We start from the raw sequence: 25,407 nt of genomic DNA, 5'->3' as shown, positions 1-25,407 counted from the left end.
CCTTTCCCGGCACCGGTACGAGCGTTCAATTCTCTGTACCGCGCCGCTGATTTCACTCATTTCTGCACTTCTTTCTGTATTCATTCGGCTTCATGCCCCGGAGCCGCTCAAACAACTGGTTAAAATGGTTTACATCGCTGTACCCGACCATCTGGCAGACCTCATAGATCCTCAGATCCGTCTCTTCCAGAAGCTTTGCCGCCCGGTCGATCCGGTACTCGGCGAGATAATTCTGATAGGTCATTCCGGTCTTCTTTTTAAAAAGCTGGCTGAAATAGGAGGGATTAATATAAAACTGTCTGGAAATATCATTCAGCGAAACGTTCTGGTCGTAATGCTGCCGGATATATTCCTTTGCCTCCGCAATCACATCTTTCTTCTTCGGAATCGAATCCTTTACCATCAGTTCATTCATGCTGTTGATCATATTGATAATCCAGTTTTCCAGCTGTTCAATAGTACGGAATTTTTCAATGCTCTTCAGGGTAAACAGGTTTTTCCCGAAGTATTCATTCATCTGGATCTGCGCCAGCGGGATATTATGAAGTCCCATCAGCACTATGTTAAGGCTCAGCTTCTGCAGGTCTGGAAGGGTAAGCTGGTTTTCGGAGAGAATCCGGTTGAAGATGCTTTTGAGGGCAACGCGGAATCCCTCCTGGTCAAAACGGTCGATCCGCTCCCGCAGCCGTTCCATCTCCTGATCGGTAATAAGCTCCTCCTGATTTGACTCCAGATCGCAGAGCTGCTCATAGAGAATCTCCCGGCTCTTCATCTTCAGAATCCGGTAATTCAGGGCGATACAGGCCTCCTCGTAGGACTTCGGCAACTGCATGCAGTCTCCATATGTGCCGCCGATCCCGATGCTTGTGCTGATATTATTCTCATCCATCAGGCACAGGCACTTTTCCCCGATCATTTTCTTCTTCTCTGCGTCCAGACTGTCCCCTGCTGCCAGGAAAATCAGCCTCTCCGGATCGGACTTTACACAGTATAAAAAGATTTCTTCTTCCTCCCCAAAGTCCGGACACTCCATTTCTTCCTTCCGGGAGTCCGGGTTCTCACACTCTGCGACCAGGCAGGCATACTCCCTGTATGTCCCGGCTGCACCGATCTGCTCCAGACTTTCCTTTACCTTGTAGATATCCCCCTCCCCTTTTTCCAGGAAATCCCGCAGCACATAGTTTCTCATATCATCATTCATCTTCAGGCGGGAATCCTCTGTACTTCTTTTCTCTGCAATCTCCCGGCATACCTGTTGGAGCGTGCCGCTTAATTCCATCTCGTCCACCGGTTTCGTTATAAAATTCCTCACACCGAGTTCGATGGCCTTCTTCGCATAGTTAAATTCTGCGTATCCGCTCAGCACAACAAACTCCGCCGGAAATTCTCTGTCCCGGAGCGCGCGGATCATCTCCAGCCCGTCCATATTGGGCATCCGGATATCCGTCAGAATGATATCCGGATTCTCCCGCAGCGCCATCTCGTATCCTTCCACTCCGTCCGCTGCAATCAGAACAGGCGTACACTCCGGATTATACTTCTCCACCAGGTAGGCGATTCCTTTTGCCTTTTCGCTTTCATCTTCTGCTATCATCACCTTGAATGTCATGTTTTTCTCCCCTATTCCTTATATGGGACCCGGATCTCGATCACGGTCCCGCTCTCATCACTGGACACAATCCGCAGGCTTCCCTCATTGCCGTAGCGGAGACGGATTCTCTCGGCAATATTGCGAAGCCCGATGCTGTGGGATGTATTTTCCTCTTCTTCCATGCCCGCCGTATGATCCCCGGAAAGCTCCCGGTTCATCTCGTCAATCCTTTCCGGGGACATTCCTTTCCCATTGTCCCGGATCGTGAAAACCATGCGATCCTCATCCTCTTTTCTTCCCTCAATCGAAATATGAAGGGGTACATTTCTCCCCCTGCTTCCATGTTTAAAGCAGTTCTCGATCACAGGCTGGAACACGATGGCTATCATCTTCGCCTGACAGATCTCAGGGTCGATATCCTCCTCCAACGTGATAATGTCGTTAAATCGGATGTTCTGAAGCCGGATAAAGGAACGGATATTTTCCAGTTCATCAATCACCCTGTGGTGTGATTCATCACAGTCCAGTGTCGTCCGGAACATTTTCGCAAGCATTTTAATCATATCCGCCACCGGATCATCCCCGTTCAGAATCGCCTTGATGCGGATGGATTCCAGTGTATTAAAAAGGAAGTGCGGATTGATCTGGGTCCGCAGGGCCATCAACTGGGCGTTTTTCTGCCGGACTCCCGCAATGTAGACTTCTTCGATCAGCGCCTGCATTTTGGAAACCATGTGGTTGTAGCTCTTCACCAGACTTCCGATCTCATCATTTCCGACAGGTGTGTCAATGTACTCATACTTTCCTGCTTCCAGACGTTTCATACTGTCCTGAAGCCTGCGGATCAGCCGCACCATATTCCTGCTGAAAAGGATGGAGGTCACGATGATCACAAGGATCAGCACCGCCACAAGGAGTACCGTAACCCTCTGAATATAGCTGACACGGAGAAACATCGTACTTCTGGGGATCACTGTATTCACCTTCATTCCCAGCATCTCGGTCTCATTTCTCATAATCAGAAAATCCTTCTCATTCTTCTGATACAGCAGCAGCGCCTCCTCATCAATCTGGCTGTAATTCACTCTGCCGCTGGACAGATCCGAGTCGTAGATCAGTCCTCCGTCCGCGTCCGTAATATTGATCTTAATATTGTACTGGGTTCTCTCCATTAAGAACTCATCACTCAGCCGAATCAGGCTGGCAGGCGACATGTCGATCAGGATCATGCCTTCCACCTGACCTGCTTTATAGATCCGGCGCCCAAATGTGATGGAAATCTGATCCTGGTTCCTGTCATAGTAAGAGCAGTCATGAAGCGGCGTCAGAAATATGGTATCCGTCCCGTCAAGCTGTTTCTTAAGCCACTCCTGCCCGATCAGTGAATTATAATCCAGCACTTTTCCGTTCCGGTCATACTGGTAATACTGTCCTTCCATATTCATAATACACACGGACTGGATATCACTTTTGAGCGCCATCAGCTCCATAACCAGATGCCGGTAATACAGCTTGTTATTGATCCGTTCCGAGATCGGCAGGTCTTCCGAAAGATTGCTGATCAGTGTATTGTCCACAAGCAGCGATTTCGTGAGAGAATCATAGTCTTTGACGAAATCATTCATGTCCGACACAATCTGGGAGTTGAGTGCCGAAGTCGTCTCCTCCATGGCTTCCTCCAGGCTGGACGCCGCCACATGATACAGCACAAAGCTGCTCACAGCCAGCGGGATCACGCTGACCAGAGAAAACACAACGATTAATTTTGCCGCCATATTCAGGCGGTTCCATATCCTTTTCATTCTGCACACCACCAAATCCAAATGTTCCCTTTCCGATATTTTCTCCCAGTTTAACACACAACTTTTTTCTGCACAAATCCCGGAACTTTTTCGCCGAAAAAGGGGCTCTGTACATCTGACAGAGCCCCCGGATCATTACTTCGTCTTATTCGCGTACCACTCTCTCGCCAGCTTTGTGACTTCTTCTCCGCCGGACTCATACCAGCGGTCTACAAACTCATCAAACTTATCGATGGAATACTCTCCTGTAATGATTTTGGTTGCATACTCTACATATAATGTCCGGTTTCCGATATCCGGATAATCTGCATAGATAGAATCCGGCAGCCCGTCTCCCGCATAGGTCTTCACGTAGTTCTGAAGATCCTGGACATTTGTGATCGCCTGTGAAACAGACCATTCTCTCTCCGGAGTCAGCTGGGATGACAGCAGTTCAACCTGGAAATCAAGGTCGGCAATATTGTTATACGGAGAAAGCGCATAAATATTTTCCATGGTTGCAGGATCGTCCGGAAGGCGGACCAGTTTGCCGTCTACCTCCTCGCTGTGCATTCCTTCCACACCATTGTAGAAATCCATCCACAGATCCTTGTTCCCGTATGCATCCAGAACAGCCATAATCTTGTCGATCTTTGCCTCGTCATCTGTATTCGCCACTACAAATGTGCTTCCGTTCATCTGACGCTCTGTATAGAATCCTTCATATCCCGGTGCGGAGATTGCAGGAAGGATCGCGATCTCAGGCTGCACGCCCGTTGCATTGTAGATATTTTCCGCATAGTTGTAGCATTCCTGAGGTATGTGCTCCCAGATTCCCACAACGCCGGAGTTGATCTTTCCATCCCAGGCTGCCTTGTCGTTGAGCAGCGTCTCCGGATCCATCAGGCCTTCTTTGTACAGCTCTGACATCCATTCCAGACAATCCTTCATATTCTGCGTCACTGCCGAGTAAGTCAGCTCTCCGTCATAGATATCCCACTGCGGAGCACCTTCCCACATGGCGATTCCATACTGGCCGAACAGCTGTCCCATCCATTTTGCCTCTTCTCTTCCTCCGGTCGGGATCTCATCTGCCACGCCGTTTCCATTGGGATCATTGTTCTTAAATGCACGGAGCACTTCAACAAACTCCTCCTGTGTGGTCGGCATATCCAGTCCCAGATTATCCAGCCAGTCTTTACGGATCATGGCGCCGTTTCTGCCATAGCTGATCACTGTCGGTATCGTATAGATCCGGTTGTTTCCGGTAGGATCATTCGCCTTCACAGCGTCCCACACCTCCTGGGGAATACTCTCCCACAGATGCGGCGCCTTCTCCGGCAGAAGATCCGTCAGGTCAAGAAGCGCCCCGCTCTCAATCAGATCCGTCTCCATTCCATCTACCGGTGTAAACATATCCGGCATATCGTTCGCTGCGATTCTGTAATTGAGCTGTTCCTTATAAGTCTCGCCGCCATTCCACTCTACATAGGGCTGAACGATGCCTACTCCGGTCAGTTCCTTGAACAGGTTGTAAGTCTCGCTTCCGTGCTCGATCGCCAGGAAGCCGTTGTTCGTCGTCCAGACCTCCAGATCTTCATCGGAAGCATCTCCATTTTCAGATGCCTTCTTTTCACCCGTCCCACTTCCTGTGCCGCAACCTGACAACGCTCCCAGAGCAAGTGTTGCAGCCATCACCGCACAGATTAATGCTTTTACGCTTTTTCTTTTCATCTTCTTTCCTCCTTATGTTTTGCTTTTGGAAAGCCGCTCTTTCGCTGGCGCTTCCAGGCGGCTTTCTCTATTAAAAACCGGCTTTCTGCCAGCTTTTATCCTATGGTCATCCTGTCGCCATAATCCATTTTCTCTTTCTGTTATCCCTTCACAGAACCGAGCATCGCGCCTTTGGCAAAATATTTCTGAATCCACGGATACGCGATCAGAATCGGGATAATGGCAAATACAACCGCCACCGCGCTTAATGTAGCCTGCGTATAGTTGGCATCCTGCAGCATGGTCACTGCCTGCAGCTCGCTTCCGCCGTCCACGATGGAGCGGATCTTCATCTGCAGCGGGAACAGATCCATATTGTTGATGAACATCAGCGGATGCTCATACTGGTTCCACATGGTCACTCCATAGAACAGTCCCACCGTTGCCAGTACAGCCTTGGATGCCGGGAGCACGATCTGGAACAGAATACGGAATTTTCCGCATCCGTCGATCATTGCAGCCTCCTCCAGTTCCTTCGGGAACTGTTTGAAAAATGTTCTGACAATGATCAGGTTATAGGCCGTCATAATGTGGGGCAGGATCAGAACCCAGTAGTTATTATACAGCCCGTACGTGCGCAGCGTCAGGAAATACGGTACTTTCGGCGCTGCAAAAATCATCGTGAACACCACAAAAAGCATGATGTATTTCGAGGGCTTAAACTCCGTTTTTGACAGCGGGTATGCCATCAGCACATTGAGGATCAGCGCAATGGCAACACCCAGGATCGTTGAAGTCACTGAGATCAGAAACGGTTTCCAGATTCCTCCTTTTGCCAGAAGGTATTTCCAGGAATCCAGTGTAAATTCCACCGGGAGCAGATTGATCCGGTTCATCTGTGAAGCAGTCTTTGAACTTAGGGATACCGCCAGCTCGGAAATCAGCGGAATCGCCGTTGCAATCGCAAATACGATCAGGATAAACGCGATCACTGCCCCGAACATGATGTCCCCCCGTGATTCATGGACATGTGCATGTGCTTTTCTTTTTCCGATTTTCATTACCACAGTCCTCCATCCTCTGAAACTTTGTTTGCAATCTTGTTAAATACCACAACCATGATCAGTCCGACCACTGACTGGAACAGACCGACAGCCGTTGCAAAACTGTACTGTGCTTCCTGAATACCTACGCGGAATACATATGTATCAAAAATATCAGCCACCGAATATGTCATCGGAGTATACAGATTGTATACCTGGTCAAATCCCAGCGTCAGGAAGTTTCCGATATTAAGCAGAAGCAGAATCAGCGCCGTAGGAACCAGAAGCGGGAAGGTAATATACCGCATCTTCTGAAATCTTGACGCACCGTCAATCGACGCCGACTCGTACAGGCTCGGATCGATGCTGCTGATCGCCGCAAGATAGACCACTGTTCCCCATCCGGATTCTTTCCAGATCGTCGAGATCAGATACACCGGGCGAAACCATGATTCTTTCTGCATAACCAGAAGCGTATCCATCCCAAGTGCCTCTCTTACGTTGTTGAAGATTCCTCCGACTCCGAAGAAGTCGAACACCAGACCTCCGACAACAACCCATGATATGAAGTACGGAATACAGATAATTGTCTGGATCGCCTTTTTCATCTTCGCATTCCGCAGTTCGTTAAGCATCAGTGCCAGAATCAGCGGAATCGGGAATACCAGAAACGTCTTGATAAATCCAAGTACAATCGTATTTCTCAGGATCCGGTAGAAATCCGGATACTCAAAGAGCTTCTTGAAATTTTCCAGTCCTGACCATGCGCTCCCCCAGATTCCCTGGAACACCGAGTAGTCTTTGAAAGCAATAACGCTGCCCATCATCGGAACATACTTGAACATGATCAGATATATAATTCCCGGAAGCATCATCGCATAATATGGAAAATACTTTCTGAAATGCAATGTGAGTGACCCCTCCTGCCTTTTTCTTTTCCCTGCAGTTTTCACTTTTCCCCTTCCTCTCTTTCTTTTTCTCTTTTCTTCTTTTTGTTTATTCTTGCTTTTTGCTATGGTTTTATTTTATCATTCTGAATTTCGGGTAAAATATCGGGATTTTAGATATTGATATGGGATTTTTAAGATTTTCCAAAAAGCCGGTAGTAAAATCCGGCAGTAGAATACAGAAAAAAATACAGGAAGGATTGATCTTCCTTCCTGCATTAACGCACTTACTTATTCCCTGTTTATATCTTCTCTTATTTTTTTATATATACTTCCACCGGCTTTTCTTCTGACGGGCATATGCCGTAACAGCGCGGGGAAAATGCCCCAGGTAAATTATACGGAATGTCCCCGCCTGTCGCAGTGCCCACAAGTTTATTGTACAGTTCGGAGACAACTCGCACTTCAATCCTGTTCTTTCCCTTTCTCGCCAGACCAGTAATGTCCGCGCGCTTCATAACCTGATCCGGGAAAGAGGTTTCCACTCCGTTCACACACACGGTAAATGTATCATACACATCACCCAGGCTGACGATCAGCCGTTCTCCGTCGGCAGGTTCCTCATCAATTTCCAGAGTTCCCCGGTATATTCCCGCTCCTGCCGCAAATTTCAGAGACGGATCCATCTCATGCCACGGTATCAGCTCTGCATCTGTTTCAAGCTTCCTGCTCCATGTGGGAGTCTCCGCGAAGCTGCTTCGCAGAAATGATTTTCCCTCCGGAGTATCCGGCCCGAATTCACAGAAAGAGAACTCTTCAAACCGGATCCGTCCGGCTTTTCTGCACTCCGAAAGTTCCGGCAGATCACCGGATATCTCCGAAAATCTATCGTCATTATGCAGGCAGAGAATGATCATCTCGTCTTCCTCCACGCGGATCCTGCCCTTCATTCTTCCGGCTCCGTCATACATAAATTTCTCCGGCAGGAGGCTGCCGCTCCACGGATCCAGCGAAAATACCGGGCCATTTCCACTGAGCGCCACATCTGCAACTCTCTCTGATGCTTTCCCCGGTCTCTGGTAAACCGGCTTTACATCCTTCGGGTCTGCATTTCCCGGTCCGACAAATCCTTCCCCTGTATGGATCCGGTTATACCCATACAGCACATACCAGATCCGGTCTGTGTTTTCTTCCTTTCTCACAGCGGTCATCAGATCACCGCCATTTTCCAGAAATACACGGGGAGAGACGCCGCAGGCTGCAAGTGCTTCCGGGACATCGGAAATCTCTGCTGCCCGCACGATATTTTCCACCTGCCGCCCCCACAGACGTTCCCGGCAGTTCCGCCAGTTTTCCCGCTCTTCTGCGCTTCTCCACTCACTGAAGTAGCAGGATTCTTCCGGAGCCTCCCCCACCAGTACTACCGGAAGGCCTTCCTCCGCGAGAGCCAGAATCCTCTGCATGGCACGCCCTGACATTTTCCCCTGATGGGGCACAATAAGCGCGCGGTATCCCGGTCCTTCCGGATCCAGTTCGCCATTTCTCACTTCAGCCTGCGGAAGATGCAGAAGATAATCAGACACATATTCATAGCTGTATCCCATATTTGTCAGCAGCCCGTCATCGTCATAAAGGTAATAATCCGCCCCAAGTCCGGAATTTTCATAAGCCTGTCGGAAAATACACAGATCAATCCTGGCGTGTTCCCGAAAGACACGGTTCATCCGCGAAATGGCATCCATACATCCTCTTGCATGGTTCTCATCAGGCGTGCGGTTCCAATTATTGCTGACATATTTTCCGAATCCCTCATATCCCGGCCATAGTGCCGATTTCGCCAGAACATTGTTCGGATCCGCTCCTGTACATCTGCCGGAATAGGACGCGCCGTGCAGTACCTGGGCGTTCATTCCCGCCATCAGGCTGCGTTTGACCCACCACATAAGATCCTCGTATCCCTGTCCGTAGCTCTGCCCGAATTCCGCTGCGCACTCAAAAGAGTACCTGCTCTTTCTCCCCATATGAACCGCAGCCGCCATCAGCCTCTGCCCGTCTATCTGGCTTCTTCCGAGGGCTTCATTCTCCGGGATCTCCACATAAAGGCCGCAGCGTTCCTCCTCGAAAGGCTTATTATAGGCCACCTGATAGCGCACTGTCTTTCCATATTTTCCCGCCATCTCTTCCAGCTGTTCCAGATGTTCCTCGCAGTACAGCCGGGTCAGTATCTCCATGTAATCATCGTTTACCTGTGTCTGAATACTCTCCGGCCTGGACGGAAAAGCCGGCGCATCCCCCGCCGGGTAAGTATCGCACATCCCGATAAACGGAAGATACGGAAGAAGATCATAGTGATTGATCTTACGGAAAATCTCCGGAAGCGCAGGAGTCCAGTCTGTTGCCACATCATATTCCAGAGAGTCGCAGAACAGAGATTCCACGGCATCATAATGTCCGGCGCTTAGCACAGGCTCCCAGTAATCCGCTACAGCCTTTGCTCCCTCTCTGCTCAGGTGATCAACCACATACGTCCTCCCTCCGTTGATTTTCTGAACTGCCGGCTGATACCAGAATGCAAACACCATCCACCTGTCTTCCGGCGTACCGGGAACATTCCACACAAGATGTCCGCTGTCCCTGGCGGTCACTTTGTTGTTCTCCGCATTTACATAGTTTTCCAGGTTGATGTAACTTTCTGCTATCAAAGGGAGACGATATTCCCGCTCTCCAAATGCGGACTTTACCTTTGTTCCCAGTTTAGCGTTCTTCTCCGGATCCGAGGTGTCGATACGATATGCCATAACAGCTATGCGCTTCGGCGTTCCTTCCTCGTGCACCACCCGGCGCTCCGGAAGGGCGCCGTCATAATGCGTACCGCCTTCCAGCTCCAGACATCCGTAAGTCAGCTCACACAATACTCCGGGATCATCCGCGCTCTCAAGCACCGGAGAAGCGATCGGCCATCCCGGTCCGGCTGCAAGATCAACAGTCATCCCCTGCTTTTTGGCCTCATCATTAATAACAGCAACCATTCTGTCCCAGTTTTTACTTCCCCATCCATCTTCGGAAAGCAGGATCTCCTGAGGCACACTCTGCAGTACCACCACTTCAATCCCGCCGAATCCCCGTCTTGCGAGCATCCGAATCTCCTCTCTCAGATCTGCTTCTTCCATTGCTGCCCCCGGAAGCCAGTACCGTACTTTCGGGCGTACATCCATCGATATTTTCTCTGTCATCTGCTCTCTCCTCACTTTCCAGTAAACTGCGCAAAATACCGCCCTATGCTCTCCATGGTAAATTCATCCTCCGAATAACCGTGTGCCCCATGCTCCGCCGCCAGTTCTTCCGTATAGTCCGAGAACAGATATACCCGGCAGTTTGTCTGATTCTCTTCGTAGTGCATCACAAGAGGCACGAGGGAATATTCCGCAACCGTCACTGCTCCCGTATCCTTATCCTTTTTCAGTGTGATATCCGCCATTCCTTCCAGGAGCTGCGGCACTTCTTTCTGTGCGGAGACGAAATTGCCAAGTGAATAATACACAAGCGTCTGTCCTCCGTCCGCCCTGGTCAGCATTTCCACTTTCCGCAGGACATGGGGATGCGTACAGATCACCAGATCCGCTCCCTGGTCAGCGAGATACTGCACCCGTTCCGCGGTACGGCTGTCCACCTCATTGTCATTCTCCACACCGGAATGAAGGTAAACGATCACATAGTCCGCCGCCTCTTTCGCCGCCGCAATATCAGCCGCAGCCGTCTCTTCGCTGAACACATCCACCGAATAAGCCTTGTCCTCCGGCACCTGTGCGTCCTCATTGATCAGACAGGTGTAGTTTACCATAGCGATTTTGAAATTCTTCTTCTCCACGATCTTTACCCGGTTTGCACTCTGATCCTCTGCACTGTCATGTATCCCCAGAAGAGTAATCTCCGGATGGCTGTTTCTCCAGAAAGAGAGGGCATCCGTGATTCCCGTATCCCCTTTGTCATAGGCATGGTTCGTCGCCATGGTAACCACGTCAAATCCTGCGTTTACAAGCGCATCGCCTCCCGCCAGAGGTGTCCCGAACTTTGGATATCCGCTGGCATTATCCCCGTTTTCGATCAGGGGAACCTCCTGATTCACAACGGCAAGATCCGCCGCTCCGATCGTCTCCCTGACATTGTCATAAATGGAATCAAAATTCCAGTTCCCGTTCTCGTCTTTCCCTGCGTTCAGAATCGCATCGTGATAGAAATTGTCTCCCACGGCAAGGAAATGAAGCGTGTTGTTCTCCTCTTCCAACGCAGCCGCCTTCTGCTCCGCTTCTTCCTGCGCCTGGATTTTCGCCGCCGTTTCCGCTGCCTTTCTCTGATTGTTCCGGACTGCCATCACAACCGCTGTTATCAGAGCCGCGATCAGGACTATGATCAGCAGAAGTCCCCCAAGTACAATCCTCCTCCTGATGATCCTCTTCCTGCGGATCGCCGCCCGCCGCTTCTTCCTCGCCAGATATTCCCGGTATCTTCTCTCCTCTTCCGTCATCCTGTCCCCTCTTCTCTTTTGTATAGTATCCTGATTCCGGCTCAGTTGATTAAATATCTTCTCCTGCTCCGGGCTCCATATTCAATAGAATAAATCATATCCAACATCGCCGCAAGTCCTTTCTTCAGCGCGGCAACTGCCGTTTACGGAGAACGAAATATTGTATTTTCTCCGTTCTGTTTTAAAAATGAATGCTATTGCTTGCTATAAGCTTCATATTATTATATAATAATAGTATATTTAATAATAGATCTGTAAAGGAGATGACTGCTATGAAAACAATCAGTATAAGACTGGAAGATTCACTCTATGAAGAGCTTGGTGAAATGTTGGATGCAATGGGGCAGACTAAGCAGACATTTTATGAGACCTTTACAAGAACTGCATTAAGAGAAAGGCGGATTCCTTTTATCATATCTGCTCCTCTTGAAACGAAAGAAGGAAATGAAGATCGTAGAATTGCGGCCTTTCATAAGTTAGAAGCTGCCAGGAAAAAGAGTTCCGAAACTTAAGGAAACGGTACGGATTCCTGTTCAAATCCGTACCGTTTATTTTACTATTAACCAATATTGCTGGAAAATTCGTCAGCATATTCAGATAATCTGCTTCCTCTTTTTATCCACCAGGGCAAACACAAGAATCACCGAGACTGCCATCATCCCCGCCCACAGGCCGGTCTGTACCATATCTCCCGTCTTCGGAAGTTCTTCTCCGGATCCCCCCGACGTTTCGCTGTCTGTGCCGCCCGTACCGGATTGCCCGCCGGTTTCGCCCGGGCTGCCTGAAGGGCTTCCGGAACCGCCTGCCGCGTCTGGCTCTTCCGGAGTTTCCGGCTTCCCGGGTTCTTCCGGTTCCGCTGTTTCCACCTGTTCCGCCAATGCATAATAGCTGTTATGGTCTGTGATAAAGGAAATCTGATCTTCGTTTACGGAAGTTTCCATCTTCTGCGTTTCTCCGCTTTCACAGATATAATACACTGCCGGATTCCGGTATTCTCCATTCAGACTGAAGGATACCGTGATCGGTTCTGTGATCTCATACCGGTTTCCGCTGTCATCCAAAAAATAGATGTCATAACCCCGGAGGTTGGTTCCTTTGCCTTCCATACACGATTCGATCCACGCAAGAGTCCCTGCCTCTAACGGTTCCACTACAAACAGCAGTCCATCCGGCAGCACTTCCCCCTGTACCGCTACCCGGCTTCCGTCCGGCAGAGTTGTCTGTGCCGCTCCGCCCTCCACATCCGCCGGATATCCGGGAACAGATACCGTCAGCGTAATCTGAGTTCCGGACTGACCGGTGTTCTCTGCTGCAAAAGCATTCAGCGGGAAAATGAAGATCAGAAGGAGAAACAGCGCCGCAAATCCTGTCATTCTTCGCTTCTTCAACTTTATCACCACCTGTTACTCCACATTCTGAAGCTCTGCATAAAATGTCAGCGTTGCCGCATAATCACCTGCAACAACTTCTCCCCAGGTCTCATTTGGGATATGCACCGTCAGAGAATAGGCTGTCGGCGTATCCGCCCGAACCTGTTTCCAGTCCCATACCGCTTCTTCAAAATCCGCTCCGCCGCTCTGCAGAGTAAATGGAAAACAGTTATCTTCATCCTTTACATCTGTAAACTTTGTTTTCTCCACAGACACAGCCACCTGCTGTTTTGTGCCGATATCCCCGGTCACATACAGATCGCCAATCACGGTATTCTCTGCTCCGAACTGAATACTGGCTGTAGTCTTTGGGATCGACATCATAAAATCCGCATCCTTGCTCATACTTAAGTTCAGAGATGATTCCTGCATTCCGGTACTGGTTTCTTCGCTGGCATAAGCCGGAATCCCGGCTGCCATAACCAGGGCTGCTGAAAAAGCAAGCGCTGCCGCTTTTCTCGTCTTTTCTTTCATAATCTGTATCTCCCTTCTGCCGGAATGTTCCCGGTCTTTCCGATATTATTCTCCCGTTGCTCCGGCATCGGCCGTACTCACAATAGACGCCTGGTATGTCATCTGGCCGCTGTATGTTCCTGCAGGCACATTTCCTAAAGCATCAAAATACAGATTCGCAGTCAAAGGATTAGAATCCATTGTAAATTCTGCGATTATACCGTCAGAAGCCAACGGATCGCCGCCCTGCTCCAGCCTGACAGTAGAAGTACAGGTATTTCCTGGATCCTGCATATCGGTAAGTATTACTGCTCCTTCTGCTGAAATACCACTCGTCACTCTGATCTGTACTTTTTCTGTGGTAGATACGTTAATGGAGCTCAAGCCGACAGTGCCGATTGTTCCGGCGGTTTCAGATAATGTAACCTCTGCCGGAATTGACAACACAAAAGTGGACTCTTCCTCGTATCCTACAGTTAGATTCTTTGATGAAACTCCTGTATCCGCACTGACCGGCATTACCATTCCCGCCGTCATCACTGCCACCATCATTGCTGCAACTAATTTTTTCTTCATCTTTGTCTCCTCCTTGAAATTTTCAGGGTACATCCTTGCCTTCCCTATTCTAATACATTTAATGTCAGTTTTATTTCAGAGCCGTTTAACGGCGTCTGTTCATCATTCATGACGAAGCACTCATATTTGAGTATCGCATTTTCATATTCCCCAGCTTCTAACGTCTGGTTCAAAGTGATATGATAGATTGCTTTCCCCGGCTCCACCAGGCCGCTTTTCCAAAGCTCCGTGCCATCCGCAAGGAGCAGCGACATCCGGAAATAACAGGTGTTCTGCTCCGGATTATACAGATTCACACTCTGCTCGGTGGTTCCCGCCTGCAGATTGATCGCCTCAAAACCGGGAATGTCAATCGTATCTGTGTTCTTCTCTCCCTGGTACACATCCCTGTCTCCGGTATAGTCCTCCGCATTTGCGTCAAGTTCTGCAGTATCAGCGGGCTCGTCTCCGAACCAATGATTCCAGTTCATCCCGACAAATACACCGCCAACCACCAGAACCACCGCCAGCAGGATCAGGAGAATGTTTTTTGCTGTCTTATTCATCTCGCATTCTCCTCTCTCAACTTGACGATCCCGTTTCACTATAAGAAAACGTAAACGTCATCGTGCCTGTGTAGGAGCCGGCAGGGATCGCTCCGCCGCCATCAAGCGCAGGCTGTCCAAAACGGATCTCAGCGCTTTGACTTTGATAATTGCTCTGGTCAAAACTGATGAGCGTGTTGCCGCTATGTGCAGTGTATGTACCTGAACTATCTCTCACAAGCAGGGCGGAAGTAAGAGACGTACCCGGATCTCCTGTCCTCGTAAGAGTTACGCTCGCCGGAGCCGACACTGTGACCACTCCGCCATACCCTATATCAAAGTCTTTCGTCTGATCAATGCCAACAGTGACTGTACTGCTTTCATCCCCCGCTGTCAGCGTTTGAGCGGGGATGGTAACAGTATACGTTACTCCATTTGTGGTTACCTGTAAGGGCTGAGATACCGCTGAAGCATTGTACAAATCATCCTGCGGGATATAAGTCCATATGTAATATGTGGTATTTGATCTCAAGTCATTAAAAGTAAGCGTCTCACTACCGGCAGTTCCATTTTCCGGCTGCCATCCCTCATCAGTTGCTGCCGGCGCGGTACTCGTTGTCGTACAGATATACTTCTGTCCGGCTATTGTCTTGATAGTAATGCTGCCTGCTTTTACTGAATCAGTTTCCGGCGCAGATGGCTGTGTTCTCTGCCCTTTTCCTATGGTAAAACTTTGTCTCGCTGTTACAGAGCCATATAAGCCCGTCGCTAGTGCAGACACCTCCACATAATAGGTGCCGGGATCGGAAGGAGCTGTTTCCCTTGAACTGCCAATCGTTCCATCCGCATTGCTGTCATACCATGCGATTGTAATCGTCGGCGTATTAGGATCTCCAGTGTATCTATAGCTTACCTCGCTGTTCTGAACGGGATTTCCGTTATACTCTGTTTTGCTGACAGATATATTCGTAATGCTAGCTTGAAGTTTTGCAGTCTCAGGGCTGATTGTTCCTGTACCAGAGATTGCTCCGCTGTTCGTCAATGTACCGTTTACAGTCAGTGTGCCATTATTGGTCAGAGTCACGCCATCCGGGATCGTCAGACTTATGCCACTGGGAACAGTCACGGTCACGCCGCCTGGGATGGTAACACTCCCCGGCAAAGTCAGATCGCCATAGACCTCGTATGCATTGTTCCCGCTGCTAGTGTTGGGCCGGATACCAGCGCCGACTGTACCATCTCCGCCACTACTACTTCCTTGTCCGCCACCAATATTGATGCCATCATCGATGCCGCCGGTGCCAGTACCCGTGCCGCCGGTAACATTAACTGAGGTAAGGATAATTACCGTGCCGCCAGCGCCGCCAGCACTGCCCGAGGCGCCGCCGCCGATGCCAGCGCCACCGTAGCCGCCATTACCTCCAGTGACAGTAACAGTGCCACCAGTGATGATTACCGTTCCACCTGCACCGCCGTTGGCGCTATTAAATCCAGCACCGCCGCCAATGCCAGTTCCGCCGGCACCGATGCCACTACTGATTCCCCCAGTGATGGTAACGCTGCCGCCTTTGATGGTCACATTGCCCCCCGCGCCGCCAGAGCCGGAGCTGTAACTTGTACCGCCGCCGATACCCACTCCACCTAGTCCACCGCTGCCACCTTTGACCTCCACAGTACCGCTAAGGATGGTAATGGTGCCACAGGCCTCTGCTGCTGATGTAACTGTTCTGCTATTGCCGCCGATGCCCGCACCGCCAAAACCGCTACTACCTCCGTTGCCGCCAGTCACAGTAAGGGAGCCGGTTCCTTGAATAGTGAGCGAGGCCCCGCTGGGAAGATGGATGCCGGGGGCGGCCATAACACCATTAAAATCATCATACCCGCCGCCAGTCAGTGTATTTGTGCCCACCAGGTTCAGTGTCACATTTGCGCCAGATTGAATGTCAAAAGCGGTGCCGGTGGTGCTGGAACGATCAATGGTAACGTTATTTAACGTGATCGTCGCCGTCACGCCGGAATTGACCGTGATGGTGTTGGTTGTCGTAGTGCCGGTAATGGTATAAGTGCCATCGGTTGTAATGGTAACTGGGCCGCTGCTAACATCTGTATTGTCCGCCAACGTATTTACCATACCATTGAACACTGCAAAGAGATTGTCAAACTTCTCAGCCCCGGTAACCTGTGCCCTCTGCTCATCTGTCAGCGCTGCATAAGCGTCATAGGCAGCCATTACCTGTTCATAAACCGCCTGCTGTTCCTCCAGCCTCATGCCTGCCAGTTCTGTATCCGCAGGCAGAGCATCGATCTGATCCTGGACACTTTGTACTGCTTCATCTACAGTTTCCGCAGGAACTTCCAAAATCTGATTCTGTGCCGGGGGAACAGACTGTATCTGTACTTCTGGTGTTGTCTCTGTTCCCGGCTCTGTTATCTCTGTGCCGGTTTCAGGCTCGCTTCCGGGCGTCTCGCCGGTATTGTCTGTCTCTGTGACATTCGCCGGTTCCGTCTGCTCTGTCTCTGCCAACACAGGCACCCCGCTTCCGGCGGACAGGATCAGAGCCGCTGCCAACAGACATACCGCCGCACTTCTGTATCGCCTTTTCTTCCTGTTCTTCATGCCTATATATAAACCTCCTTTTCCTGTATCCAATCGGTCTGTCCATGTCATCCTTTTTCAAATAAAAATCACTACTTTATTTTATCATAATTTTTTTCTTCACTAATTGTTAAGTAGCGCAAAAACACTGTTAGTTAGGCAAAGTTTGGGGTTTGGCTTGTCAAAACAGGGAATGTCTTAGTATGATAAATGATATATACAGCCACACTTTATTGAAGGAGGAATTTCCATGAAACGACACTTGCGCCGGGTCTGCTCAGCACTATTTCTCGCGGCAGCCATTGCTGTCATCTGGATCTTGCAGCTTTTTATTCAGGTAGACGATAACGTCACATATATCAACTGGGACTCTTCCGTACAGATTATGTCTGACGGAACAGAACAGGATTTTTCTGTTGACAGCTATACCAATGTTCCGGATTTCAACGGTACTTACCGTTTCACCGGCCGGCTCCCGGAAGGGCTTCCCGCCGGTTCCCTCCTGTTTGAAACCACAGGGCTTGATCTGACGGTCAATTTGGACGGCAGGACAATCTGGCAGTCACAGACAACGAACAATACAGAAGGCAGCTATCTCATGGCCCAGGCATCCATCCCTCTTCCCGAGGGCACCTCCGGCGAACTGACCGCTGTCTGTTCGATCCTTGACAGCACGGTCTCCTTGTTCCCGCCAATGATCCGCTTTGTCCCTGAGAATCGTGAGGTCACAGAGACAACGGCACTTGCCAACCGTGAGGCGTTTCCCGCCGGAGCTGCAGCTCTGGCTCTTGTCCTGATCTTTGGCATTTTCCTTTTGGGTATCCTGTTAAGAGAACCGGACTGGAGCCTGATTCCTCTGCTCCTGGCAGCCACAGGGCTTACCTTTTTCCACCTCATCCAGTCGCAGGGATACTACTTTCTCCCGGAAAATGTCTATCTGACGCTTAGCCGTCCGGAAGTGGGGCTTTTCATCCTGCTGGCCCTGGCCCTGTATCTGGTCATGAACCGGCGGCGGCAGTTCTGGAAATATCTGGGACTGGCAGCAGCATGGAGCGCCGGAGCGTTACTGCTCTGTTATCTGCTCTCTTCTGCGGTGGACGGGACCTTTGCTACCGCAGTAAATTTCCTGTTAGCGAAGCTTGCCCTCGGACAGTATGACAGCGTGTCCTACTGGCTCACCCTCTGGCTTGCCCTGACCTGCGCCCTGATCTCCGCCTACAGCGTGGCCCGCTCCTTTGCAGATCATAAAGCAAGGGAACAGGGTCTTCTGTTGGAAAACAGGCGGATCTCCGAGAATTACCAGGCTCTGGAGGCATGGACGTCGGACGCCGCTGCCCGCTATCACGAAGTCAATCACCAGCTTACCGCCCTGGACTGTCTCTATCGCAACGGGAACTATCAAGAGATGGGAGAGATCATGGCACAGATGCGGACAGACCTGAACAGCCATTCCGTCATTACCTTTACCGCCAATCGGACAGTCAACACTATCCTGCAGAATGCGGCGGCCCAGGCGAAATGGCAGAACATCCATTTCCGCGCCCAGGCAAATCTTCCGGAAGTTCTGAATATCCCGGAAACCGACCTGTGCACCCTTCTCATAAACATGCTGGACAATGCCCTGGAGGCCGCCTCAAAAGTCAGCCCTCCGGAAGAGCGGAACATCTTTGTCCAGATCAAAGTAGCAGATCTGTACCTTGCCATTCACTGTGAAAATTCTTTTAACGGGGAAATCCGGACAGATAAGAACGGAGAACTGCTGACCACGAAAGAAAATCCTTCCGTCCATGGTTACGGTATTCAGCAAATGAAAGAAATCGCGAAGAAATATCAGAGCGTGATCCGTTTTGACAGGAAAGGCGAACATACATTTATCGCGCAGACCGCTTTACGGATTCCGGACAGCCGCTGAAACAGACGTCCCCTGGCAGGCCACACATTTTCATACAGCCTCCAGGGGACACATTCTATCTGTTCTTATAAGATACAAAAGCATTTTGACAATCGTTGTAATATTTCCGGCTGACAGGCAGATTCTGACAGCCGTTGTCCATCCGAAAAGACTGGCTGCTGCATTCCCGCACATGTTCCAGATTGACAATATAGCTGTTGTGGCAGCGTATAAACTGCCCTTCCGGGAGCATTCTTTCCATCTCGGCTATGCCCGCCGGGAATTTCACACTTCCGTCTGTAAGCGCAATCTGCACGCCATGACTTCCGTCCGTCTCCACGTACAGGATCGAGCTGATATTCAGCCGGACTTTCTTCCTCCCCTTTTCCAGAAACACGGTTCTGGGACTGTGGTTCCGTCTCCAGTCTGTCATAAGCGCCCGTTTCAGATCACTCCAGTTCAACGGTTTCATCAGGAACTGTATGGGCTGCACTTCATATCCTTCCAGGGCATACTCCGCATACCCTGTGACAAAAAGAATACTTACTCTTTCATCCCGGCTGCGCACCTCTTTTGCCAGTTCCATACCTGTTTTGTTCTCCAGTTTTATATCCAGTATCAGCAGATCAAAGGGCTGCCTGTTCATGCCGGAGTCATCTGACTGTCCTTCTGTCTTCAGAACATTTTCCAGTTCCTCTGCACTTGAGAACGGGATAATATCATGCTCGATGTTCTCTTCTGTCAGTGTCCTGTCGCAGACACGGCAGATCTCATCCCGCACTGTTTCATCGTCCTCACAGACTGCCAGACGATATTTCTGCATCTGTCCCGCTCCTTTCCTTTCTGATTTCCATTCAGAGTTCTCATGAGAAATTACCTCACAGGAACATATTCTCATAAAATTTTTCGCTTATCAAATGTTTAATACTTTCTGGTATCGTTTTATGTTTATCTTCTACTAATACGGTATCATACTTTGCGACACTTGCATCTTTTGAAAAGATAAAGTCAACAATTTCACCCACATTGCTTTTCTCAACAGACGAATTCTCAACTCGTAAAGACATAGGCAGAAAAAAGTCATTTACCTTCTTCCCTTTTTCATCCATATTCTCTGTCAGTCCTAATGTAAACTCTAAATTGGTAACACTGAGTTTATATATAATTGTAACAGTCTGCATATCCTTAAGAATACAGACCATATCATTTGTTAACTCCGGCAATCTTTTCAAACAGGGCAGTTTCTTTTTTGCATTCGCATACGGATGCCTTGCATCAAAATAAAACTGGTTATTCGTGAGTTTCGCCTTTTTAGCGTTCTTATAAAAATCCTTTGCAGAAAGCTTTGTCTCCACTCCTGTTAAATGAAGAAAGTGATCCACAGGAAAAGATACTTCAAAATACTCATCTCCATATACATACAGAAAAGCTTTACCTGCCAAATTCTGGCTATATATCGCAGCTGAATCTATAATTCCTTGTCGTATTGCATTTTTCTTATCCGCTTTAGTTGCCATCTATACCTCATACGTAAAGAGGAGTGTGATGCAAAACCACACTCCTCAAAATTTCTTAAAAAAGAGTTTTCTGCTGGTTGTCAGCCTCGGTATCCAGTTAAGATACCCATAATGACGTGGAAATCATTAAGTCCCCCACGTGGACTACAGCTTTCTCCAAGCTGCCAGGCTCGATGTCCAGTTAAGACATCTAATGAGATGGAAATTTATCCTGCTCCATCTGCAGCCCAACTTTTAACGATGCTCTTACATCGAGAGCATTTCTGCTCCTACTTATATTATACTCAGTTCAGTGGAAAAATCAACCCAAATCAATACTTTCCGTATTTTTCATCCAATTAATAATTTACGATCGTAACCGAAAATCCTGCTTTTTGTACCTTTATGAAATTTAATACAGCTTCGCTCCCGCCGGGATCACATCATCCACCATCAGCAGATTCAAGCCTTCTCTTCCCTCATACTCGTATACCGCGCTGATCAGCATACCACAGGAATCAATTCCCATCATCTTCCGCGGCGGCAGATTCGTGATAGCAATGCATGTCTTTCCGACCAGCTCTTCCGGCTCGTAATACTCGTGAATGCCGCTCAGGATCACGCGGTCTGTGCCTGATCCGTCATCAAGAACGAACTTCAGAAGCTTCTTGCTCTTCGGCACTGCCTCGCATTCCTTAACCTTCACCACACGGAAATCGGACTTGCTGAATGTATCAAAGTCAACCATATCCTCAAACAACGGCTCAATCTTCACTTTGGAGAGATCAAGCTTCACTGCCGTCTCCGCAGCCGCTGCCCCGGCAGCATGTGCCGCCTGAGCCTGTGCCGGTGCGGAAGACTGTGCTGCATTGTTTGCTTCATTCTTTGCCGCTCCCTGAGATTTCATGGTCGGGAACAGCAGAACATCCCGGATCGCTGCGCTGTCAGTCAGCAGCATGCACATACGGTCGATACCGAAACCGATTCCTCCTGTAGGCGGCATACCGATCTCCAGTGCGTTCAGGAAATCTTCGTCTGTTGTGTTCGCCTCGTCATTTCCCTGGGCAAGCTGTTTCTCCTGTTCTCTGAAACGCTCTCTCTGATCGATCGGGTCATTGAGCTCGGAGTAAGCATTCGCCATCTCCCAACCGTTCATAAAGAACTCGAAACGCTCCACATAGTCCGGATTCTCCGGTTTCTTCTTTGTAAGCGGAGAGATCTCGATGGGATGATCCGTTACAAATGTCGGCTGGATCAGGTGTTCCTCTGCGAACTCCTCGAAGAACAGAGAAAGGATCTCGCCCTTTGAGTGCCTCTCCTCGAACTCCACGTTATGCTCTTTTGCAAGCGCCCTTGCCTGCGCCAGAGTCTCAACCTCGTTCCAGTCAACTCCCGCGTATTTCTTCACTGCGTCAATCATGGTGATCCGCTCAAACGGCTTTCCGAGATCCATCTCCACGCCGTTGTAAACGATTTTAGTTGTTCCGAGAACTTCCTGCGCCACATGGCGGTAAAGGTTCTCTGTCAGATCCATCATGCCATTGTAATCCGTATATGCCTGATAGAGTTCCATCAGTGTGAACTCCGGATTGTGTCTTGTGTCAAGTCCTTCGTTTCTGAAAACACGTCCGATCTCATATACTTTTTCAAGTCCGCCTACGATCAGTCTCTTCAGGTAAAGCTCAAGAGAGATACGAAGCTTGAGGTCTTCGTTCAGCGCGTTAAAATGTGTCTCAAACGGTCTCGCCGCCGCACCGCCTGCATTGCTCACGAGGATCGGTGTCTCGACTTCCATGAAGCCCTCTCCGTCAAGGTATTTCCGGATCGCGCTGATGATCTTTGAACGCTTGATAAATGTATCCTTGACATCCGGATTCATAATCAGATCCACATATCTCTGGCGGTAACGAATATCCGTATTGGTCAGACCGTGGAACTTCTCCGGAAGGATCTGAAGGCTCTTGGAAAGCAGCGTCACCTGAGCTGCATGCACCGAGATCTCGCCGGTCTTTGTGCGGAACACTTCTCCTCTGATACCGATCACATCGCCCACGTCAAGCTTCTTGAACTCTTTGTAATTTTCCTCGCCCACACTGTCTCTTGCCACATAGGACTGGATATTTCCCTGAAGATCCTGCACGTTGCAGAAAGAAGCTTTTCCCATGACACGCTTGGACATCATACGTCCGGCGATGGACACCTCTTTTCCCTCCAACTCGTCAAACCTGTCTTTGATCTCCTGGCTGTGGTGCGTCTGATCATATTTCGTGATAACAAACGGATCCTTTCCATTCTGCTGCAGTTCTGAAAGCTTCTCACGGCGAACCTTTCTTAACTGGTTTAAATCTGGTTCCTGTACATTTTTCTGTTCCTGACCCACGTCTTTTTCTCCTTCCCTGTTGACGGTAACCGCCTCTGAACCGAATTAAGACCTCTTATCAGATAAGAGGTCCTCATTTGTCACATATGTTACATAGAACGGCTGATATCAAGCACTTTGTACTGAATCACGCCTGCCTGCGTCTCCACATCCACAACGTCTCCGACTTTCTTGCCCATGAGCGCCTGTCCGACCGGAGATTCGTTGGAGATCTTGCCCTCAAGGCTGTTCGCCTCGGTTGAGCCTACGACCTTAAATTCCATCTCTTCATCATATGTGATGTCAAATACCTTGACCGTACATCCGACATTGATCTTGTCAAAGTCCACTTCATCCTCAACAACGACTTCTGCATTTTTCAGAATGCCTTCCAGCTCCTCGATACGTGCCTCGATATCGCGCTGCTCGTCCTTCGCCGCATCATACTCTGCATTCTCGGAGAGATCGCCCTGCTCTCTTGCTTCCTTAATCTTAGCGGCAACTTCCTTTCTCTTTACCACTTTCAGGTTCTCAAGCTCATCCTCAAGTGCTTTTAATCCAGCATAAGTAAGTAATCTCTTTTTTGCCTCTGCCATTGGTAACGCTCCCTTTCTGTTTTATAAATTTCTGTCTATACTTTACAAGATTTTTCACTCTTGTATGCTGTCTTTTAAGTCTATTTCGCAATTTCAATATTATAACCAAAGTCTACAGTGATGTCAAGAGATTTTCCAACTCCCCGTAGGACTCCACACTGTTGATCTTTTCCCTCAGCCGCGCGGCATTCGGGATTCCCTTCGTGTACCAGGCCACATGTTTTCGCATCTCACGGATCCCCAGGTAATCTCCTTTATACTCCAACTGAAGTCTGGCATGCCGGAGCATCATTTCCCGCACTTCATCCTTTGACGGGCGGGGCGGAACTTTCCCTGTTTCTTCATATTCCGTAAGTTCCGAAAAGATCCACGGATTCCCCTGAGCGCCCCTTGCAATCATAACGCCGTCGCACCCGGTCGCAGCGAACATCTCTTCCGCTTTCTCCGGCGATGTCACATCCCCGTTTCCGATGACGGGAATCGAAACCGCCTCCTTCACCTGCCGGATAATGTCCCAGTCTGCTTTCCCGCTGTAATACTGTTCTCTGGTTCTCCCGTGTACCGCCACAGCCGCTGCTCCTGCCTCCTCGATGATCTTCGCAATCTCCACCGCATTGACATGTTCATCGTCGAAACCTTTGCGGATCTTTACCGTAACCGGTTTTTCCACCGCTTTTACCATGGCGCTGACGATCTCATAGACAAGCTTCGGGTTCTTCATCAGTGCTGAGCCTTCCCCGTTTTTTACGACCTTCGGCACCGGACATCCCATATTGATATCAAGGATCGCAAAAGGGCGCTCCTCAATCTTCTTCGCCATCTCGCTCATAATCTTCGGATCCGAACCGAAGAGCTGCAGGGATACCGGGCGCTCGTCCGGATGGATTGTCAAAAGCTGCTCTGTGTTCCGGTTATTATAGAGAATCGCCTTGGCGCTTACCATCTCCATGCAGAGGAGCCCCGCCCCCTGCTCCCGGCAGAGCAGACGAAATGGCAGGTCCGTCACGCCTGCCATGGGTCCTAAAATATATCTGTTTTCCAGTTCTATATTTCCTATTTTCAAGTGTTTCATACTGTTTTTTCCGTTTCTTTCTCCTTCATCCTGTCATAGATCATCCTTAACCCGTTCAGTGTCAGCTGCGGGTCGTACAGATCGATACAGTGCGTCTCCCGGGCAATAATCTTTCCCAGGCCGCCGGTAGCGATCACACAGGCGTCGCTGTATCCGGACTCTTCCTTCATCTTCTTCACAATATACTCTGTCTGGCCGATAGCTCCAAATACAAGACCGCCCTGCATGCCGGATACGGTTTCCCTCGCCAGAATAGAGTCCGGTTTCTCGATCTGAATCGCCGGAAGCATTGCAGCTCCACCCCAGAGAGAACGCCCTGCCGTTTCGATTCCCGGCGCGATAATGCACGCCTCAAGGGTCCGCTCCGGTCCTACCAGATCATAGGTAGTAGCAGTACCGAAATCGATCACAATCGCCGGACCGTTTGCCAGGGCATATCCCGCCACGGCATTGACGATCCGGTCTGCTCCGGTTCGGGACGGATTGTCCGTGATAACCCGGATCCCGGTATCTGTCTTTGAAGACACGAGAATCGGGGTGGTATGAAGATATTTTATGATGCCGCTTGTAAGGGAATGCATGATATCCGGCACAACCGATGCAATGATCACAGCGCTGATTTCCTTCGGGTCGATTCCCCTGTGTTCCAGTATCCCACAGATCGTGAAACCATATTCATCCGATGTACGGGGCTGTTTCGTCATCATGCGGAACATTCCCTGCAAAGATTCATCCGCAAAAACCCCCATCGTTATGTTCGTGTTCCCCACATCGATCGTCAGCAGCATTCACATTCCTCCCTTTTCCATATCCTCATTAAACTGTGGTACAATAATATCAACTTTTCCACTGCCAAGTCAAGTTTTATCCGATT

At 49.5% G+C, this 25,407-nt stretch carries 20 protein-coding genes; 2 read left to right on the top strand and 18 right to left on the bottom strand.

Annotated features, from left to right (window positions below; genetic code table 11):
• Nucleotides 1-52: 52 nt before the first annotated feature.
• The 7 genes from B5F07_RS17930 to B5F07_RS17900 all read right to left on the bottom strand — a co-directional run bounded on the left by B5F07_RS17930 (nucleotide 53) and on the right by B5F07_RS17900 (nucleotide 11,540).
• A complete protein-coding gene (locus tag B5F07_RS17930; RefSeq protein ID WP_087162579.1) occupies nucleotides 53-1,609 on the bottom strand; it encodes a helix-turn-helix domain-containing protein in 1,557 nt (518 codons plus the stop codon).
• 11 nt (nucleotides 1,610-1,620) lie between these two features.
• On the bottom strand, nucleotides 1,621-3,393 hold the full coding sequence (locus B5F07_RS17925; RefSeq protein WP_087162578.1) for a cache domain-containing sensor histidine kinase: 1,773 nt from the start codon (nucleotides 3,391-3,393) through the stop codon (nucleotides 1,621-1,623).
• A gap of 135 nt (nucleotides 3,394-3,528) precedes the next feature.
• Entirely contained in the window at nucleotides 3,529-5,106 is a 1,578-nt protein-coding gene (locus B5F07_RS17920) for an extracellular solute-binding protein (protein WP_087162577.1), read from the bottom strand.
• Nucleotides 5,107-5,246: 140 nt separating this feature from the next.
• Entirely contained in the window at nucleotides 5,247-6,146 is a 900-nt protein-coding gene (locus B5F07_RS17915; RefSeq protein ID WP_191403417.1) for a carbohydrate ABC transporter permease, read from the bottom strand.
• Nucleotides 6,146-7,036, bottom strand: coding sequence for an ABC transporter permease (locus B5F07_RS17910; RefSeq protein WP_242972576.1), 891 nt, complete (start codon nucleotides 7,034-7,036; stop codon nucleotides 6,146-6,148). The genes B5F07_RS17915 and B5F07_RS17910 overlap by 1 nt, the downstream gene beginning before the upstream one ends.
• 293 nt (nucleotides 7,037-7,329) lie before the next feature.
• Nucleotides 7,330-10,248, bottom strand: a complete 2,919-nt coding sequence (locus B5F07_RS17905; protein ID WP_087162576.1) for a glycosyl hydrolase — start codon at nucleotides 10,246-10,248, stop codon at nucleotides 7,330-7,332.
• A gap of 11 nt (nucleotides 10,249-10,259) precedes the next feature.
• A complete protein-coding gene (locus tag B5F07_RS17900) occupies nucleotides 10,260-11,540 on the bottom strand; it encodes a CapA family protein (protein WP_087162575.1) in 1,281 nt (426 codons plus the stop codon).
• A 272-nt stretch (nucleotides 11,541-11,812) separates the two neighbouring features.
• Between B5F07_RS17900 and B5F07_RS17895 the strand changes: the two genes are divergently transcribed.
• Nucleotides 11,813-12,052 carry an antitoxin gene (locus B5F07_RS17895; protein WP_087162574.1) on the top strand — a complete coding sequence of 80 codons (240 nt, stop codon included), beginning with the start codon at nucleotides 11,813-11,815 and terminating at the stop codon, nucleotides 12,050-12,052.
• 81 nt (nucleotides 12,053-12,133) lie between these two features.
• Here the strand turns inward: B5F07_RS17895 and B5F07_RS17890 are convergent, their stop codons facing one another.
• The 5 genes from B5F07_RS17890 to B5F07_RS17870 are packed head-to-tail and all read right to left on the bottom strand — an operon-like array spanning nucleotide 12,134 to nucleotide 17,140.
• Nucleotides 12,134-12,928: an LPXTG cell wall anchor domain-containing protein gene (locus tag B5F07_RS17890; protein WP_140398048.1), complete on the bottom strand. Its 795-nt coding sequence runs from the start codon at nucleotides 12,926-12,928 to the stop codon at nucleotides 12,134-12,136.
• 15 nt (nucleotides 12,929-12,943) lie between these two features.
• On the bottom strand, nucleotides 12,944-13,444 hold the full coding sequence (locus tag B5F07_RS17885) for a hypothetical protein (protein WP_087162572.1): 501 nt from the start codon (nucleotides 13,442-13,444) through the stop codon (nucleotides 12,944-12,946).
• 45 nt (nucleotides 13,445-13,489) lie between these two features.
• On the bottom strand, nucleotides 13,490-13,999 hold the full coding sequence (locus B5F07_RS17880; protein WP_140398047.1) for a hypothetical protein: 510 nt from the start codon (nucleotides 13,997-13,999) through the stop codon (nucleotides 13,490-13,492).
• A 44-nt stretch (nucleotides 14,000-14,043) separates the two neighbouring features.
• Nucleotides 14,044-14,544 carry a tRNA (uracil-5-)-methyltransferase gene (locus tag B5F07_RS17875; RefSeq protein ID WP_087162570.1) on the bottom strand — a complete coding sequence of 167 codons (501 nt, stop codon included), beginning with the start codon at nucleotides 14,542-14,544 and terminating at the stop codon, nucleotides 14,044-14,046.
• A gap of 16 nt (nucleotides 14,545-14,560) precedes the next feature.
• Nucleotides 14,561-17,140, bottom strand: a complete 2,580-nt coding sequence (locus B5F07_RS17870; RefSeq protein WP_087162569.1) for a carbohydrate-binding domain-containing protein — start codon at nucleotides 17,138-17,140, stop codon at nucleotides 14,561-14,563.
• 229 nt (nucleotides 17,141-17,369) lie between these two features.
• On the opposite strand from B5F07_RS17870, the gene B5F07_RS17865 reads away from it, so the two are divergent.
• Nucleotides 17,370-19,031, top strand: a complete 1,662-nt coding sequence (locus tag B5F07_RS17865) for an ATP-binding protein (RefSeq protein WP_087162568.1) — start codon at nucleotides 17,370-17,372, stop codon at nucleotides 19,029-19,031.
• 55 nt (nucleotides 19,032-19,086) lie between these two features.
• Here the strand turns inward: B5F07_RS17865 and B5F07_RS17860 are convergent, their stop codons facing one another.
• The 6 genes from B5F07_RS17860 to B5F07_RS17835 form a co-directional block, all read right to left on the bottom strand.
• On the bottom strand, nucleotides 19,087-19,833 hold the full coding sequence (locus tag B5F07_RS17860) for a LytR/AlgR family response regulator transcription factor (RefSeq protein ID WP_162613166.1): 747 nt from the start codon (nucleotides 19,831-19,833) through the stop codon (nucleotides 19,087-19,089).
• Between the two features lie 55 nt (nucleotides 19,834-19,888).
• Nucleotides 19,889-20,527: a PBECR4 domain-containing protein gene (locus B5F07_RS23185; protein WP_242972575.1), complete on the bottom strand. Its 639-nt coding sequence runs from the start codon at nucleotides 20,525-20,527 to the stop codon at nucleotides 19,889-19,891.
• A gap of 391 nt (nucleotides 20,528-20,918) precedes the next feature.
• Nucleotides 20,919-22,886 (bottom strand): lysine--tRNA ligase, encoded by a 1,968-nt coding sequence (gene lysS, locus B5F07_RS17850; protein ID WP_087162566.1) that lies wholly within the window; start codon nucleotides 22,884-22,886, stop codon nucleotides 20,919-20,921.
• 89 nt (nucleotides 22,887-22,975) lie between these two features.
• Entirely contained in the window at nucleotides 22,976-23,461 is a 486-nt protein-coding gene (greA, locus tag B5F07_RS17845) for a transcription elongation factor GreA (protein WP_087162565.1), read from the bottom strand.
• A 112-nt stretch (nucleotides 23,462-23,573) separates the two neighbouring features.
• Entirely contained in the window at nucleotides 23,574-24,533 is a 960-nt protein-coding gene (dusB, locus tag B5F07_RS17840) for a tRNA dihydrouridine synthase DusB (RefSeq protein ID WP_087162564.1), read from the bottom strand.
• Nucleotides 24,530-25,321: a type III pantothenate kinase gene (locus B5F07_RS17835; RefSeq protein ID WP_087162563.1), complete on the bottom strand. Its 792-nt coding sequence runs from the start codon at nucleotides 25,319-25,321 to the stop codon at nucleotides 24,530-24,532. Before B5F07_RS17835 ends, dusB begins: the two co-directional genes overlap by 4 nt.
• Nucleotides 25,322-25,407: the final 86 nt, after the last annotated feature.

Origin of the sequence: Lachnoclostridium sp. An169, from assembly GCF_002160525.1 — a bacterium.
In the GTDB taxonomy this organism is placed as follows: Bacteria; Bacillota; Clostridia; order Lachnospirales; family Lachnospiraceae; genus Mediterraneibacter; species Mediterraneibacter cottocaccae.
This window is presented reverse-complemented; position numbering and strand designations above follow the sequence as displayed.

Bases quoted from the DNA above. Each gene is read 5' to 3' on its own strand.
- dusB (WP_087162564.1), bottom strand. From the start codon at position 24,533: ATGAAACACTTGAAAATAGGAAATATAGAACTGGAAAACAGATATATT.
- B5F07_RS23185 (WP_242972575.1), bottom strand. From the start codon at position 20,527: ATGGCAACTAAAGCGGATAAGAAAAATGCAATACGACAAGGAATTATA.
- B5F07_RS17835 (WP_087162563.1), bottom strand. From the start codon at position 25,321: ATGCTGCTGACGATCGATGTGGGGAACACGAACATAACGATGGGGGTT.
- B5F07_RS17930 (WP_087162579.1), bottom strand. From the start codon at position 1,609: ATGACATTCAAGGTGATGATAGCAGAAGATGAAAGCGAAAAGGCAAAA.
- B5F07_RS17915 (WP_191403417.1), bottom strand. From the start codon at position 6,146: ATGAAAATCGGAAAAAGAAAAGCACATGCACATGTCCATGAATCACGG.
- B5F07_RS17870 (WP_087162569.1), bottom strand. From the start codon at position 17,140: ATGAAGAACAGGAAGAAAAGGCGATACAGAAGTGCGGCGGTATGTCTG.
- B5F07_RS17885 (WP_087162572.1), bottom strand. From the start codon at position 13,444: ATGAAAGAAAAGACGAGAAAAGCGGCAGCGCTTGCTTTTTCAGCAGCC.
- B5F07_RS17900 (WP_087162575.1), bottom strand. From the start codon at position 11,540: ATGACGGAAGAGGAGAGAAGATACCGGGAATATCTGGCGAGGAAGAAG.
- B5F07_RS17920 (WP_087162577.1), bottom strand. From the start codon at position 5,106: ATGAAAAGAAAAAGCGTAAAAGCATTAATCTGTGCGGTGATGGCTGCA.
- B5F07_RS17895 (WP_087162574.1), top strand. From the start codon at position 11,813: ATGAAAACAATCAGTATAAGACTGGAAGATTCACTCTATGAAGAGCTT.
- B5F07_RS17860 (WP_162613166.1), bottom strand. From the start codon at position 19,833: ATGCAGAAATATCGTCTGGCAGTCTGTGAGGACGATGAAACAGTGCGG.
- greA (WP_087162565.1), bottom strand. From the start codon at position 23,461: ATGGCAGAGGCAAAAAAGAGATTACTTACTTATGCTGGATTAAAAGCA.
- B5F07_RS17905 (WP_087162576.1), bottom strand. From the start codon at position 10,248: ATGACAGAGAAAATATCGATGGATGTACGCCCGAAAGTACGGTACTGG.
- B5F07_RS17880 (WP_140398047.1), bottom strand. From the start codon at position 13,999: ATGAAGAAAAAATTAGTTGCAGCAATGATGGTGGCAGTGATGACGGCG.
- B5F07_RS17925 (WP_087162578.1), bottom strand. From the start codon at position 3,393: ATGAAAAGGATATGGAACCGCCTGAATATGGCGGCAAAATTAATCGTT.
- B5F07_RS17875 (WP_087162570.1), bottom strand. From the start codon at position 14,544: ATGAATAAGACAGCAAAAAACATTCTCCTGATCCTGCTGGCGGTGGTT.
- B5F07_RS17865 (WP_087162568.1), top strand. From the start codon at position 17,370: ATGAAACGACACTTGCGCCGGGTCTGCTCAGCACTATTTCTCGCGGCA.